General features: G+C 46.8%; 12 protein-coding genes and 2 pseudogenes. 10 read left to right on the plus strand and 4 right to left on the minus strand.

Features of this window, described 5'->3' with window-relative positions:
• Positions 1–1018: 1018 nt before the first annotated feature.
• Positions 1019–1360 (minus strand): annotated as a pseudogene (locus BBR47_RS31935) (GNAT family N-acetyltransferase); the annotation flags it as partial.
• Between the two features lie 143 nt (positions 1361–1503).
• A complete protein-coding gene (locus BBR47_RS07600; RefSeq protein ID WP_041749302.1) occupies positions 1504–1932 on the minus strand; it encodes a hypothetical protein in 429 nt (142 codons plus the stop codon).
• 247 nt (positions 1933–2179) lie between these two features.
• Between BBR47_RS07600 and BBR47_RS07605 the strand changes: the two are divergent.
• The 7 genes and pseudogenes from BBR47_RS07605 to BBR47_RS07630 form a co-directional block, all read left to right on the plus strand.
• A pseudogene (locus BBR47_RS07605) lies at positions 2180–2488 on the plus strand (exonuclease domain-containing protein); the annotation flags it as partial.
• Between the two features lie 152 nt (positions 2489–2640).
• Positions 2641–3837: a DUF418 domain-containing protein gene (locus tag BBR47_RS07610; RefSeq protein WP_012685181.1), complete on the plus strand. Its 1197-nt coding sequence runs from the start codon at positions 2641–2643 to the stop codon at positions 3835–3837.
• 163 nt (positions 3838–4000) lie between these two features.
• Entirely contained in the window at positions 4001–5473 is a 1473-nt protein-coding gene (locus tag BBR47_RS07615; protein ID WP_012685182.1) for an S-layer homology domain-containing protein, read from the plus strand.
• A gap of 230 nt (positions 5474–5703) precedes the next feature.
• A complete protein-coding gene (locus tag BBR47_RS07620; protein ID WP_012685183.1) occupies positions 5704–7086 on the plus strand; it encodes a TraB/GumN family protein in 1383 nt (460 codons plus the stop codon).
• Between the two features lie 164 nt (positions 7087–7250).
• Positions 7251–7652, plus strand: coding sequence for a DoxX family protein (locus BBR47_RS07625; protein WP_012685184.1), 402 nt, complete (start codon positions 7251–7253; stop codon positions 7650–7652).
• Positions 7653–7817: 165 nt separating this feature from the next.
• Entirely contained in the window at positions 7818–7970 is a 153-nt protein-coding gene (locus BBR47_RS30815; RefSeq protein WP_012685185.1) for a hypothetical protein, read from the plus strand.
• A 100-nt stretch (positions 7971–8070) separates the two neighbouring features.
• Positions 8071–8916, plus strand: a complete 846-nt coding sequence (locus tag BBR47_RS07630; RefSeq protein ID WP_012685186.1) for an alpha/beta fold hydrolase — start codon at positions 8071–8073, stop codon at positions 8914–8916.
• 171 nt (positions 8917–9087) lie between these two features.
• Here BBR47_RS07630 and BBR47_RS07635 read toward each other — a convergent pair whose 3' ends face one another.
• A complete protein-coding gene (locus BBR47_RS07635) occupies positions 9088–10140 on the minus strand; it encodes a 2,3-butanediol dehydrogenase (RefSeq protein WP_012685187.1) in 1053 nt (350 codons plus the stop codon).
• A gap of 246 nt (positions 10141–10386) precedes the next feature.
• Here BBR47_RS07635 and BBR47_RS07640 point away from each other — a divergent pair, with 246 nt between their 5' ends.
• Entirely contained in the window at positions 10387–11418 is a 1032-nt protein-coding gene (locus BBR47_RS07640) for a LacI family DNA-binding transcriptional regulator (protein ID WP_041749803.1), read from the plus strand.
• 74 nt (positions 11419–11492) lie between these two features.
• On the opposite strand, the gene BBR47_RS07645 is transcribed toward BBR47_RS07640, so the two are convergent.
• Positions 11493–12230 (minus strand): cyclase family protein, encoded by a 738-nt coding sequence (locus BBR47_RS07645; protein WP_012685189.1) that lies wholly within the window; start codon positions 12228–12230, stop codon positions 11493–11495.
• Positions 12231–12449: 219 nt separating this feature from the next.
• On the opposite strand from BBR47_RS07645, the gene BBR47_RS07650 reads away from it, so the two are divergent.
• Positions 12450–12866: a VOC family protein gene (locus tag BBR47_RS07650; protein ID WP_012685190.1), complete on the plus strand. Its 417-nt coding sequence runs from the start codon at positions 12450–12452 to the stop codon at positions 12864–12866.
• 144 nt (positions 12867–13010) lie between these two features.
• Positions 13011–15014, plus strand: a complete 2004-nt coding sequence (locus BBR47_RS07655; protein ID WP_012685191.1) for a serine hydrolase — start codon at positions 13011–13013, stop codon at positions 15012–15014.
• Positions 15015–15053: the final 39 nt, after the last annotated feature.

Raw genomic sequence — 15053 nt, forward strand, 5'->3', positions numbered from 1 at the left:
TATCTTCTTTGTTCAAGTAGAGCGAATGGCGGCCATGGTGAACTTGCCAAGCCTGTTCCGTTTCTCCCGACACCATCGCACCTAGTCCGGTAAAGGCAGCTCCGATTTTTTTAGCAAAAGAAACCGTTCTGCCATCTGCGAGCTTTGTCTCCACCTGTACGTTGGCTTCGTAAAAGCCGTGTTCATACAGGTCAGCGTTAAGCGGAAGCGAAATGCGCTCTTTGCCGGACAGTTTCAGTATGTGAGGGTGCTCTTGTAAGCTGAAAAATGAGCAAGCGGGCAGCTTGAATACAAATTCCGCTTCTTCCGCAAAGTTGTTTTCCACGTCCAAATAAAACAGTTTTGTCTGTCCCGGATAGGAGAGGCCAGGTACATGCAAGGAAAGGGTAGCAGGAAACTTGGGAAGGATTCCTACCTCAAATAGCGCTGCCTTGCCGTTGATCAGCAGGTGGGTGCAGACACGCGGATGCGTGCGCCAGATGCTTTGCTCTTCTGTGATTGGATCGACAAAAAAGGTTGCAGACAGCGTGGTATCCCCTGTCACAGCCAGCTCGTGCTGATAATCAAAGCGGATCGTGTCGCTCGGTTGCCCGTTTAACGAAATCTGTAACGGCTTGCCTGATTTGTTGATGATTCGGTAGTGAATCTGATATTCCCGTCCAAAGACCAGCTCCAGCTTTTCCACTTCGGCGGAGACGAGATAATCTTCTGTCTCGATGAGGCGCATGCCTCGACCGCGCCGCTCAAACTCCACGCGCAAGCTCTGTTCTCCTTTTGCCCAGGAGTAGGTGAAGTAATCAAAGCCGTTTTCCTTGCGTCCATCCGGCTCTACGACGATCTCCCGCGTGGAGTCCTGATACCAGTCAAGCTCTTCAAAATAATGGGCGATTGCTTCGGTACGGAGCACAGAAGGAATCATGTTCATCAGATGGGTGGCGTCGTCCCGGTCTTCCCAGAAAAAGCCGAACTTCTTATACAACGGAACAGCCTTCGTGTTTCCTGCCCACGTATACAGATCAAGTCTCGGCCATCCGAGCTCAATCGTTTTTTTCAGTGCGCACGAGAGTAGCATCCGGCCGACCTTTTTTCCGTGATAGTCGGGACGTACATTGAGCAACGGGATGTAGAGGGCGCCGGTATCTTCCCGATATTCGGCTAGGCTGCAATAACCAACGACCGTTTCACCTTCCATTGCGAGATAGACAGTGATAGCGTCAGAGGCTGCCTCTTCTTGTCTGATTTGTTCGGCTGTCGTAATCGAATTTCCGCCTCCCCAGCTATCTCGGCTGGCATTCCACATATCTGCGACCGCTGCGGCTAGCTCAGGGCGGTAGGTGACAATTGAGATTGATGCTTCCATGCTTGTTAACACCTCGATTACATTGTTAAATGATGTATCTTATAAGAGTTGTACGTATGATCGACAAAATTGTTGCTAGTTTTCGGAAAAAGTACCAAAGCATATGCAAAAAAAGCACCTTATTCAGGTGCCTTTTAACGCATTCAGGTTCTCGTTCTTACTGCAAGTCCACTAAACGTAACAGGACCCACAACATTAGCTCTGGTATTTGCCGTTCGATTTTCTGCGGTTACTGTGTAAATATGGGTACCAGCCCTTACATTTCGATCGATTGCCTGAAAGGTGACAGCATAGTTTTGTTCAGAACCAGTAGATTCAATACCTTGGAGGGTGTTGAAAATCTCTCTACCATCACGAAATACACGGAAGAGGATTTGCGCAATACCGGTAATCCCCCGAACACCAACTGTTGCAACTAATTCCACACGATTTGGTTGGGAATTCCTGGATGGTATTCTGATTCGGATGGTGGCGAGACGAGACCTTCCTGGCGAGCGTCTGATTGTAAAGGAATTTGCCAAATTAAATCTACGGCGTGGCTGAACGGCTGCTTTATCGAGAATACGTGCCAATAAAATCACCCCCTCTTACCTTGATAACTCAAATTATGTTGGACAACGGGAGAGTGATTGGACGAGTAAACGATGCCTTTTGAAATTAAGTCATCTATCTGATAGACGAGAGGACCTTTTGATAGGCTTGCTAGTAGGTGTAGGATAAATTTGGTATATTTTCTAGAGGGATACGTGCCAGTCGCAATATTCGTTTTTAGGGAAATGACAATGCATTGGAAGAGTGTCAGCCACGGGAGGAATGACTATGAATTACATCATCTTTGACCTTGAAGCTACATGCTGGGAAAACGACAGGACGAAACAAAATGAAATCATAGAAATTGGAGCGGTAAAGTTGAATGAGAACCTTGCCGTGATCGGTGAGTTTCAAACTTTTATCAAGCCAAAGCTAAACCCTATTCTCTCAGACTTTTGCAAAAAATTAACATCCATTTCTCAAAAAGAGGTGGATCAAGCACCGAGCTTTGGTGAAGCAATCAGCCATTTTCAAAACTGGATAGGCAGTGAGTATCACCTTTGTTCATGGGGCTTCTACGACAAGAAGCAATTGAAAATAAAATATTCGTCGAAATATTTGATCGGTTGAAGTTCTCCTGATCGTCTATCATACGCAAGTTGCGACAAATGTAAAATTAAGGTAACGGTAAGGCGTGATTTAGAAGCCATTAAGCTTAGCTCGTTACAATCAGGCTTGAGGTGATTGTCATGGAGCTAAAGCAGAACCGCGTTCGCATCATCGATGGCTTGCGGGGATTTAGTTTAGTAGGGATTTTGATGGCGAATATGCTGATTTTCCAGTATGGGATTTGGGGAAGCCAAGAAATGGAGTTGTACGCCCTCCCCAATTATGAAATGACAGCTTATCAGCTTGTGAAAATATTTGTGGAAGGCAGCTTTATGCCGATTTTTGCCTTCATGTTTGGTTTTGGCATGATCAAAATGCAGCAAAGCTTGGCTGCCAAAGGCTTGAGACAAAAACGCTACCTTACCCGCAGGTTTTTCATGCTGATCGGACTTGGTCTCCTTCATTCGTACTTCCTGTGGGAAGGAGATATCTTGGGGTTTTATGGCATGATGGGCTTCTTTTTGTTACTGTTCATGAACCGGAAACCGAAAACTCTGCTCATTTGGGGGATTGTCTTGCTCTGCCTCGTCAGTTTAATGGGGCTTGCTCCAAATGATCCGAATGATCCTGCGAGTATTACCGATTCTGCCCGTATGGAAGCCTATGTGGTCAAAACCATGACCGTCTACGGCACGGGAACATACGAGGAGATCGTGCATCACAGAAGCAACGAAGATCCGCTTGATTTGCCAGAATACATGATGTTTGTTTTGCTGTTGATCGCGCCGCTTATGACTGCACCGATGTTCCTTTTTGGGATGTATGCTGCGAAGTGCAGGTGGTTCGAAAAGCCAGAGCAAGAACGAACCTCGTATCTCCGAAACATGCTGATCTTCTTGCCAGCGGGACTTCTGTTAAAAGCGCTCCATGTGTATCTGCCGGGAGCTTGGTGGAGTGGCGTCGGTGATATAACGGGGGAAAGCATCCTTGCCATCGGTTACATTTTCGCCTTTGTTTGGTTCTTTTCCAGAGGCGCGGAATCAACTTGGCTGCCAAGATTTGAAGCTGTGGGGAAACTCTCTTTAACCAATTACCTTTTGCAAACCGTCATTTGTACGACCATCTTTTATGGATATGGACTCGGATGGTTCGGAAAGATCGGGATATTGGCTGGTTGTGGATTAGCGATCGTGATTTATGTGGCACAGCTTTTCTTAAGCCCACTGTATCTAAAACGATTCCGTTATGGTCCAGTGGAACGACTATTGCGTATGTGGACCAATTTTTCGTTTTCCGGCAAGACAAAGCAACGCCCGGAAAAACCTATTTCTGCGTAGCATCAGAAAATAAAAACCAAGTAGCTGCTCTATTGGCTACTTGGTTTTTTGTTTGTTTTTGGCCTCTAAAAATATGAATCCTCTTATCGGTCTCCATCATACAATGTAAATGGTTGGAAAAAAGATGATCAGATAGGTCATCGGAAAGAACGGAGGATGGGAATTGGGACGTTTTCACAGAGCCGTAACGAGTCTGGTTTTCTTTAGCCTCTTTTGCTTGATCTTCCAAGCATCCATATTCGTGCCTGTAAGCCAAGCAGCAAGTGCAGAGGAAACACCTGCCGCGGTAGAAGCCACTGTAGATCTTCGTCACTTACAAGGAAAAGTCAATGAAATTAACGCCGAGAACTTAAACCAGGAAAAATATACGCCAGACAGTTGGAGCAAGCTTGTGTATGCGTTGGATGCTGCAAAAGCGGTACTGACGAAGCCAAACGTCACCCAAGCAGAAATCGATGGTGCCTTGTCCGTGTTAGTCATAGCAAGAGACGGGCTGAAGAAGCAGGAAGGTACAGTTGACAAGAGTAGACTACAAACGAAAGTAGAGGAAATTGCAGTAGAAAAGCTGCAAGAAAAAGATTACACGAGGGCCAGCTGGAAAGAGCTACAGAATCGACTAGGGAATGCTTACTTTGTGCTGGATGATCCGCATGCGAGCCAGATTGTCGTAGATGTTGCCCTTGAGAAACTGATCAAAGCAAGACAAGATTTAAAGAGACAGGATGACGCGGTCTATAAAAGAGAATTGAGAGCCAAAGTCGACGAGATCGAGGATAAAGACTTGGATAAAGACGACTACACCAGATCAAGCTGGCGTGATTTGGAAGATGCACTCAAACAAGCATGGGATGTCATCGATGATCCACATGCCACGCAGTCGGAGGTAGACGATGCTCTGTACGATTTGAAGAAAGCATGGAGAGATCTAGAGGATGACAAACATCGAGACAGAGACCGGGATCGGGACAAAGGCCGTAAAAAAGGTTCCTATACCACGCCGACAAACAGCTTTTTTACGGGAGGCAGCTCTACAGATAAGAAAGAGGAACGCCCGTCAACCAATAAGAAAAGTAAGAGTCAACGTGGCTATATCAACGGCTATCCAAACGGAACGTTTCAACCGGATCGCACGGTGACACGTGCGGAGATGGCGGCCATTTTACTGAACGCCGGAATGGTGAGCCAGTCTTCTGCGAATAAGGGAAGGTTCTTCGATGTAGCCGACAACTACTGGGCAGTAAATCCGATTCATCAAGCAAGTGCGGCGGGTATGATGAGCGGCTACACCGATGGCACATTCCGCCCATCGGCCAACATTACCCGGGCGGAAATAGCCGCAGTCATCTATAAATACAAGGCCTTGCAAGGTGGAGGAGGGGGCACTGCCTTCTTTGATGTGAGGGGAGATCACTGGTCATCTCCAATCATTGCAGCGGTTGTTGCGAAAGGCTACATGACAGGTTACCCCGATGGCACCTTCCAGCCAGAGAAAGCGCTGACTCGTGCCGAAGCCGTAACGATTCTCAATCGCGTGCTGAATCGCGTCCCAGAGAACCAAGCTGGTCCGCAAAGATGGCCGGATGTCGCACCTGGTCATTGGGCGTATAAAGAAATCGAAGAAGCATCTATTCAGTAACGATTTCGAAAAAGGGCTCACCCTCCTGTAAAATAGAGGGTGAGTTTTTTTATGGTGATGAACATGATCCTGACGATCAGAGTGGCTGCTTTTTATGTATAGTGAAAAAGGCCCTATTTTCTATTCTTTTCTATCATTCGGTTATCTCTTCCAGAAGATTGTGGTATAATCTACCACTAAGATAGAATGGCATAAAATCATTCAGCTTAGAATCGAGAGGAGAAAGTTTCATGAAATTAAACAAACGCTGGAGCAAACTGACTCGTTGGGCAGGTACAGGTGCACTCAGTTTGGCGCTTTTGCTAGGGTATGTGCTTCCGGTTCACGGGCAAACTCCCGTAGCTCCCGTAATCAGCCCTTGGTCGGTGACCACGTTGAACGAAGGGGAGAAATACGGAATTTTTCCACTGGCGTGGTATGAAGACGGTTTATTTCAGCAATCGATTCCTGCTGACAAATTTATTTCGTTGATGGAAGGAACGGCGAAAAAGCTGGATCTTCTGGGATTGAAGAAAAAGAACGCTTCCTTATCCTTTCCGACTGATAAGGTCATTACGAGAGAAGCAGTCATTACTTCTCTGTACAAACTCCTGGCGAACTACGAATTGCCAGCAGCATTCGAAATGACCGGGGATAACCCGATTGACTATATGAAGAAAAAAGGCTTGGTCAAAGGGACAAGCGCAGGTCTGGAGCTGAACCAGCCAAGCACGCTTGAACAAGCGACGGTGATGGCGAGCCGACTGGTCGAGTTCGCATTCGATACGGTGGGAAGCGGTGCCGAAGGTCTCATGTGGAAAGTGACTAATGGCAAAAATACCATGTACTTGCTCGGCTCGATCCACATGGGGATCGCAGATATGTACCCGATGCAAAAAGACATCCGGGAAGCGTATGAAGAATCGGATGAACTGTGGGTCGAAGCCGATATTATCAACGGTGACAATGACTATTTAACACAGAAGATGGTATACACGGATGGCACCACACTGAAGGATCACGTATCCGCTGAGACGTACCAAAAGGTGCAAAAATTGCTTGCAAAGCTGCAACTGCCAGCCAATTCTTTTGATGCCTACAAGCCATTTGCTATTGCGTTGTCTGTGCCAACGCTCGGCTACGCAGACGGTGAAACGGATCTTCAGTTCGCGATGCTGACTGGCATCGACAGGTACTTCCTGACGAAGGCGATGCTGGATGAGAAGCCGATCAAGGAGCTGGAAGGCATTAAGCTGCAAGCGGACTTGCTGTCAGGTGTACCGGCAGAGCAGCAGGAGAAAGAATTGAACATTATTTTAGATAGTGCGATGACCGAAAAAGGGCTGGAGGAAGGCACAAAGCTCTTAAAAGATATGCAGACGGAATGGGTAGAAGGGGATCTTAATGGCTTTACCCAGATCATGACGACGAATGGCGATTTCGGTGAAGGCGAAGTGAACCAGCGCCTGCTCGGTGAGCGAGACAAAAACATGGCTATTAAACTGGCAGAAGTGTTGGAGAAAAAAGGAGAAACGACTTCTTTTGTCGTGGTCGGTGCTGCCCACTTCTCAATGAAAGGCATGGTTATCGATCATTTGAAAGCCAAGGGCTATCAGGTGCAACAATTGCAATAAGAGCTGGAATAGGAAGTGTCGGCGGGCAGGCTGGCACTTCTTTTTTCTGCTCGAAAAACCAGGTTACCGAGTGAACATTTCCCCAAAAGAGCAATTCAGAAGAAATCTCTCTGTTTTGAATGTGCTACGATCTGCTTAGGAAAAAAATGAAAGGTGGGACCCCCATGCGGAGTCAAATTTCAAAAACACGTCTGTGGATTGCACGGATTATGAGCGGACTAGTCATTCTTTTTATGCTTTTTGACGGTGTATTTAAACTCATCCAGCCTGCTCCTGTCGTAGAGGGAACCCTCGTACTCGGCTATGCGCAGCATCACATTGGTGTGATTGGAATTCTCGCCCTTGTATCAACGGTGTTGTATGCGATCCCCCGGACAGCAGTTTTGGGTGCGCTTCTGTTGACTGGATTTTTCGGTGGGGTCATTGCGACCCAGATCCGTGTCGACGCGCCTCTTTTTACGCATACACTGTTTGCTGTCTACCTCGCGATTTTAATGTGGGGCGGATTGTGGCTGCGTAATGAGCGGGTGCGAAAGCTGCTTTTCGCTGTCAAAGAAGAAAAATGATAGCTACGAACAACCGTTGAAACTGCCAATCGTTGACAGATGAAAAAGCATGTGATAGGATGGGCACAACTTATCAAGAACGGAGGGTTACGTGTGGCAAATTAATTTTTCGATACTTTATTCGCACAACACAATCGATGATATAGCGTAAAAAGGCTATGTTGTGTGCATACGAATCGAAAAATGGTTTGCCGCTACGGTAACCCAATTGAATCATGGGCAAATGGGAGTGAGGAAGGCAAGCGTGCTGCCCCCTCTATTTGCATGATCTGCAAAGAGAATGGAATCCATCCTGTACAATCAGATGCGGGTATCTGATGTCCATGGTTTCCGTTTCTCTTTCCTTTTTCGATGACGTAAGCACAGGCAGCCTAGCCTGTGTTTTTTTATTACAGTTCGTTGAGGAGGAAAACGTACAATGGCAGAACAGATCCTAAAAGTAAACGGTGTGGAAATATGCGCGGAAAGCTTTGGGAATCCCACAGATCCGGCGATTTTGCTGATAATGGGAGCCCAGATGTCCATGCTTTGGTGGGAGGAAGAATTTTGTCAGCGAATAGCCGACGCTGGACGATTTGTTATTCGTTTTGATAATCGGGATGTCGGGCGCTCCACGACGTACGAGGTTGGCCAACCAGGTTATATGTTTGAAGATATGGCGGATGACGCTGTTCACGTCCTGGATGCATTCGGTGTACAGCAGGCACACTTCGTTGGTATGTCGATGGGCGGAATGTTGACACAAATGATTGCATTGCGACATCCCGAAAGAGTTCGCACGATCACATTGCACGCGACATCGAATTTTGCACCTGGCCTACCACCAATCGATGAGAAGCTGATGGAGTTTTTCAGCAAGATGGGGGAGATCAACTGGGAGGATGAAAAAGAGGCGTTAGAGGCGGCGGTTGCGAGTTGGAAAGTTCTCAGTGGTTCCAAACATCCTTTTGACGAGGAGCGCGTTCGTGAATTGGCCAAAATCGATATCGCCAGAAGCAACCACTATGCGAGTAGAAATAACCACGCCTTCGTGACGGCCAGTGAACCGTATTTGTTGCGGACAGCGGAAATCGCTGTACCAGCTCTCGTGATTCACGGTACAGAAGACTTGCTCATTCCTTTCGCGCATGCATTACATCTTGCAGACACCATTCCGGGAGCAGTCTTGCTCACGTTGGAAGGGACAGGGCATGAGCTTCCGTATGGGGATTGGGATGTCGTCATCGAAGCGATTTTGAAACATACGCAAGAAAAGGAAGCGTAAGGACACTTCCTCCTCTTCACTGAGCGCAAGGTTACAAATCGAAGAGGGTAACAAGAAAAAACGGAGCGGAAAACAGGAATGACCCCTGCTTTCTCTCCGTTTTTTTGTAGCGGAATGGCGTATTTCCTTATGTGGAAGGAAACAGCACGATATTTATGGAATCGTTTTCGATTATGCTCTCGGGCTAACGAGAATTTTTACCTGGTTTTTCTCTTTCAGCAGCGCTTCAAAACCATTCTCCATAATGTCGTCGAGCTTGATGCGCTGGGTGACCAGCTTGTCTGCCGGGAAGAAGCCCTTTTCCATCAGGCTGATGACGGCAGGGAATACATCGCGGTAGCCAATAATTCCTGTCATGTTGCGCTCTTTCATCACGATGTGATTTGGCTTGATTGAAGCTTCTCTTTCGAAGATGCTGACGATCATGATTTGTCCAGCGATTTTGGTAGATTCGATGGCTTGCGTGAGGACAGGAGGCACGCCTGTGACTTCAAAGGCGATATCTGCACCGCCGTTTGTCCGGTTGTGAATTTCCTGGACTACGTCGCATTCTTTTGGATCGATGACGATAGCTCCCAGCTCAGCGGCCTTGCTTTTACGTTCGGGGGACAGCTCCACTGCATAAATCTCAGCTGCACCTGCTGCTTTCAGTGCTTCGATGACAAGCAAGCCGATAGGGCCTGCACCGAAAACGACAGCTTTGTCACCAGCTTTCAACTGACTTGAACGAACTGCATAAAGGGCTACGGCAGATGGCTCCACAAGAGCACCTTGCTCATAGGAGAGACTGTCTGGGATTTTGTGGACCATGTGCTCATCGCAAGCCACGTATTCCGAGAAGCCGCCACCACCGCCTGCCAAACCGAGGAAGCCCATTTTTTCACAAAGATTGTATTTGCCTTGTCTGCACGCAGCGCATGTTCCGCAAGCGAAAACCGGCTCGACAACGACGCGATCGCCAACCTTGATAGTGGTTACGCCTTCCCCGATTTCCACCACTTGTCCGGAAAATTCATGCCCCATTACGATCGGGGCTTTTTCACCTGTAAGTGGATGTTCAGCTCCCTGTGGGATGAAGATCGGGCCAGCCACGTATTCGTGCAAGTCGCTTCCGCAAATCCCGCACCACTCGACTCTGATTTTCACTTTACCTTTGCTCGCAACCGGTTCCGAAATGGTTTCCAAACGGAGGTCTTTCAAACCGTGCCAACGTAATGCTTTCATATCTGCCATCTCCTCGTTCGATTTGGATTCTATATGAAATTCAGCAAGTAAAATAGGAAACGTTTCCGAAAATTAATATGTCATAAGTTCAGCATCTTGTCAATTTGATTTCCTAGGCAAGAGTCTGCTATGTTTTGCTCACGCCTCGTTACCGTTACTTTTGTGTATGCTATAATTGCGGTAGGAAAACACAATTTAGATCGGAAACTTAGAAAACGATTCCGGTATGGAAAGGAAAGCAAGGCGTTGGATACAAAAAATAAAGTGACAATAGAAGACGTGGCGAAGAAGGCTGGCGTAGGAATTGCAACAGTATCGAGGGCCATCAATGACAGCGGCGGGATCAGTCCGAAGACGAAAGCGTTGATTTTGGACGTGATCGATGAGCTGGGCTTTATTCCAAACACTTCCGCGCAAAGTCTAAAGGTACGCCAAACCTATCAAATCGCGTTGGCTGTCCCTGACATTCGCAATGCGATCATTCCGGATATCGCCTGGTCTGTCGAGCAAGCAGCCAAGCAGCACGGCTACCGTGTCGTACAAATTAATACAGCAGGAAATGCCCGAATGGAGCTTGAGACTGTGCGTGAGGTCAAAAAGCTGCATGTAGACGGGCTGATTATCATGCCGCTCGCCTATCCGAAGACGTTGGTCCAGATGATTAACAAAGCGAGTGTTCCCGTTTCGATTATTAACTATGGAAAAAAGCTTGAAGATAGTGTGAAAGCAGATGTGGTCAGCATGGCCCGTCAAGAAGGGCGACTCGTCATGGAACATCTGATCAAAATTGGCCGTACGCGAATCGCATACGCTGGTGCGCCGAAGGACAAGATCGAGGAGCGGTATTTTGCCTATGAGGCGTCACTTCAGCACGTCGATCCTTCGCTGGTGTATTTTGGTGAGGACTTCTCGTTTGAGACGGGCCTTCGTGCTGCCGATTACTTTTTTAGCCTGAAAAACATGCCGGACGCTATCTATGCGGTCAATGACATGGTGGCAATCGGGATCGTGAATCGGTTCAAGGAGCTCGGCGTCCGCGTACCAGAAGATGTCGCGGTCGTGGGAATTGACAACAATGTGTGGACGACGATTACGACTCCGCAGATCAGTTCTGTTTCGATCATGGGGGAAGAGGTGGCACGGCTGGCGACTGAGCTTTTGCTGAAACGGATTCGTGAGCAGGGGGCAGGAGCGTATGAACGCGTACAGTTCGAGCCGCGGCTGATTGTAAGGGAGTCCAGTGTGGCGGTTATCCGTAAATCGTCATTGGATACGTAGAGAATTTTCAGCTGAAAAGCCGAGTGAAAGACAGGTGATCGGTGATGATACCTGGCTTTTACTCGGCTTTAGCTTTAAGGCAATATGGCGAACGAGCGAACCGGAAACCCGGAGGCTTTTTCAGGCTTGGGTGTAATGTTTACAATGACAGCGCCTTTTGCCGGGAGCTTATCGAGATTTTTGAGCAGCTCTACTTGATAGGTGTCTTGATCGAGGACGAAATACTCACCCAAAAGTGCTCCGTTTTTTCGGTAATCAATCGTCGCATCTGTATCAAAGGTTTCGTGACCGACTGCTTTGATTTGTCTTTCCGCGAACAAAAATTGTAAAGCCTCCAATGACCAGCCAGGAGCGTGGTTGTTTCCATCTGCATCCTTATTGTTGAAGGCCTCCACATCTGGCCAGCGCTTGCTCCAATCTGTACGCAAGGCGACGAAGGAGCCGCTCTCGATTTGACCATGCTCGTTTTCAAAGTGCAAAATGTCTTCCACGGAAAGCGAATAGTCGTTGTTGGCTTCGGCTTCTTTTGATTTGTCGATGACGACGAGCGGCAATACGAGTTCTTTTAGTTCGATCTCGTCCAAGTAACGCTTGTTGCGCACGAAGTGAATGGGTGCATCCAAGTGCGTACCGTACTGTCCAGGAAAAGAGAAGCGCTGGGCAAAGAAGCCGTCGTCATGCGTGAACAGTGTTTGGAATTCGGCGGCGTCAAAGGCGTGGAAGTGCGGAGATTCCGGACCGAATGTGTGCGTAAGATCGACCCATTCTTTTTGTTTTAACAGGGTAATTGCTTGAATCAAATCGTTTGCCATGTGTCCACCTCGTTACTGTTTTTAGAATTTTCGCGCTTATAAAACCGAGTTTATCCAATACTTTATCGCTTCTAATTCCGAGTGTCAATATCGGAAATAATATGGATGAATGGTTTAACAAAAAATAGCAATCGAGAAGAAGCGTTCGAGCATGATTCTGCTATGCTTTAAAGGAGAAGAATGAGTATCATCCAAACAAAACGCGAAGGAGAATTTCCCATGACAAAAGAGCTTTGGATCAATTTGCCCGTCAAGGACCTCGAAAAGTCCAAATCATTTTTTGCCGCACTCGGTTTCTCTTTTCATCCTCGCCATGAGAATAGCAAAGAGATGGCGGGCTTGGTAATCGGCGAAAAAAACATGCTCATCATGCTGTTTCCAGAGGATACCTTCCAATCGTTTACGCAAAATGAATTGGCAGATACGAAACGCGGAACGGAAGTGTTGTTTTCGATTGATGCCGAGAGCAGAGAAGAAGTGGATGAATTGGTGAATAAGGTGAAAGAGGCTGGGGGCACTGTTTTCAGTGAGCCACGGGAACATGGTCCAGGGATGTACGGGGCGGGCTTCGCTGATTTGGATGGTCATCGGTGGAATGTGTTGTATATGGATATGAGACAGATATCGAGAGAATAGAGGAGCGTGCCCCTGAGAAATCAGGGGTTTTTGCATGAACAAGCAAAAAATTCATGTTCTATTAAGGTTGTATAGAAATACGATTAAGACTGATTGTGTATTCTTCTAGAGAAGGAAATAAGGGTAAAGAAGAGGAGCAATCTTATGAAAATGTTTTCGAAGTTACAGACATTAATGGCGACTGTACTTGTAACTACTATGAGCGTCAGCCTTGTAAGCGGAGTTGTTTCTCCAACCAAAGTGTTCGCATCTTCTGTATCTGGGCCGGATGATCCGAGAGAGGTAGAGCAATTTGCAGATGAATTTTTTAACCAGTCAGAAATTAAGAACAACATGGCAGGAGCTTCATTTGTAGTTGTAAAAGGAGACAAGGTCCTTTTTAAAAAAGGGTATGGATATGCGGATGTAGAGAAGAAGATTCCGGTCGATCCTGATCGGACTGTATTCCGTGTAGCGTCAGTATCCAAGGTTATTACAGCTACAGCCGTTATGCAATTGGCGGAGCAAGGAAAAATAGATTTGAACAAAGATGTATCCGCATATATGGGGGGTGCCCGGATTCCGAATAAGACAGGCACTCCTCTTACAATGAAACATCTGTTAACGAACTCCACTGGATTTGACTTTGGAGACACTTCTGACGGTTCAACAACCGACTTGAAACGGGAGGTTCCTTTAAAGAAATTCGTTATGGACAATCTCCCAAATGTCATTCGCAAGCCAGGAGAGTTTTACAGATATGACAACCTCGGCTTCGACATTCAAGGTTATGTTGTGGAACAAGTAGCAGGAAAACCATTTGGTGAATACGTGCAGGAACGCATCTTTAAGCCGCTTGGCATGGAAAATAGTGATTTTCGACTGACGTCAATAGTCAAAGAGTTGGCTGTACCTTATAATATTATCGGACAGCCGATCCCGACTTATGCAATGGTACCAACTGAGCTTCCTGATGGTGGAATGCTCTCAACTGGTTCTGATATGGCTAAATTCATGATTGCTCATCTCAATAAAGGAAAGCTTGGGAATGAGACGATTATGGAAGAAGAAACGGCGGCAGAAATGCACAGACCTCATCTTTCCGTGCATCCAAAGCTGAATAACATGGCGCTTGGTTTCGAATATGCCAACCAGCAAAATTACAATGGACAATATGTTATTGAAAAAGCAGGGGATTTACAAGGATACCATACCGGGATGTGGTTGATCCCGGAAGAAAAAGTGGGAGTATTTGTTACAGTCAATAAGGACTACGAAATTCGTATACCTTTGATTAAAGCGTTTATGGATCATTACTACCCGAAAAATGAGCAGAAAAAGGGAGTGTTTGAGTTAGCGAAACAAGAACTCACGAAGTTTGAAGGGACATACAGCGATTTGCGAAACCGGATGTGGACGACCCGTATACGTGCTGAAGGCGGCAAACTCATTGTAAAAGACTCACTGGGAGAACATGTCCTATATGAGGTGGAGCCACTCTTATTCCAGGATGAACAAGGTAGTAAAGCTGCTTTTAAGCTGAACGATCACGGAGATGTGCGGGCTTTCTATTACGAGTTAAAATCAGATAGTTGGGCAGAAAAAATGCCTGAGCCGCAACGTTATCAGGATGTGGAGAATGACCATCCATATGCGTCCTATATTTATCACCTGAGACAGATCGGTGTCTTTGCTGATATGGAAGGAGACAATCGCTTTTCGCCCGAACAACAGATAACAAAAGGAGAGTTTGTTGGCTGGTTCATCAAGTGGAGTGGTATTGCCCCATCAAAGCATAAACCGATTTACACGGATCTTTCAGGTAACAAGTATGCGCGGGAAATTCAATCAGCTTACGAGTTAGGTTTACTAAAAGCATCTGCTGATGGCAAATTTTATCCGAACGAGCCATTGACGCGTCAAGAAGCAGCATCCATCGTATGGCGCATGGCATTTGGCTATCTTCATGCAGAACCGAAAAAAGCCAAGTTGAGTGGTAGGACAGATGCTTGGGCTTTAGAGGGAGTCCATTTCGTAGTGGCAAAAGGATTATACGGACCAGAAGTGGTGAAAGGCAGAGATGGCAGTCTCGATTATAAATCAGAGCAGCTGATGGTAAGGAAAGAAGCGGCTGCGTTACTATCTCGGTTCGCAGACCAATTATTTTAGTGTACAACAAGCTCTGACTTCTTATTTGTGCTTCGTTGC

The organism is Brevibacillus brevis NBRC 100599, assembly GCF_000010165.1.
Taxonomy (GTDB): Bacteria; Bacillota; Bacilli; order Brevibacillales; family Brevibacillaceae; genus Brevibacillus; species Brevibacillus brevis_D.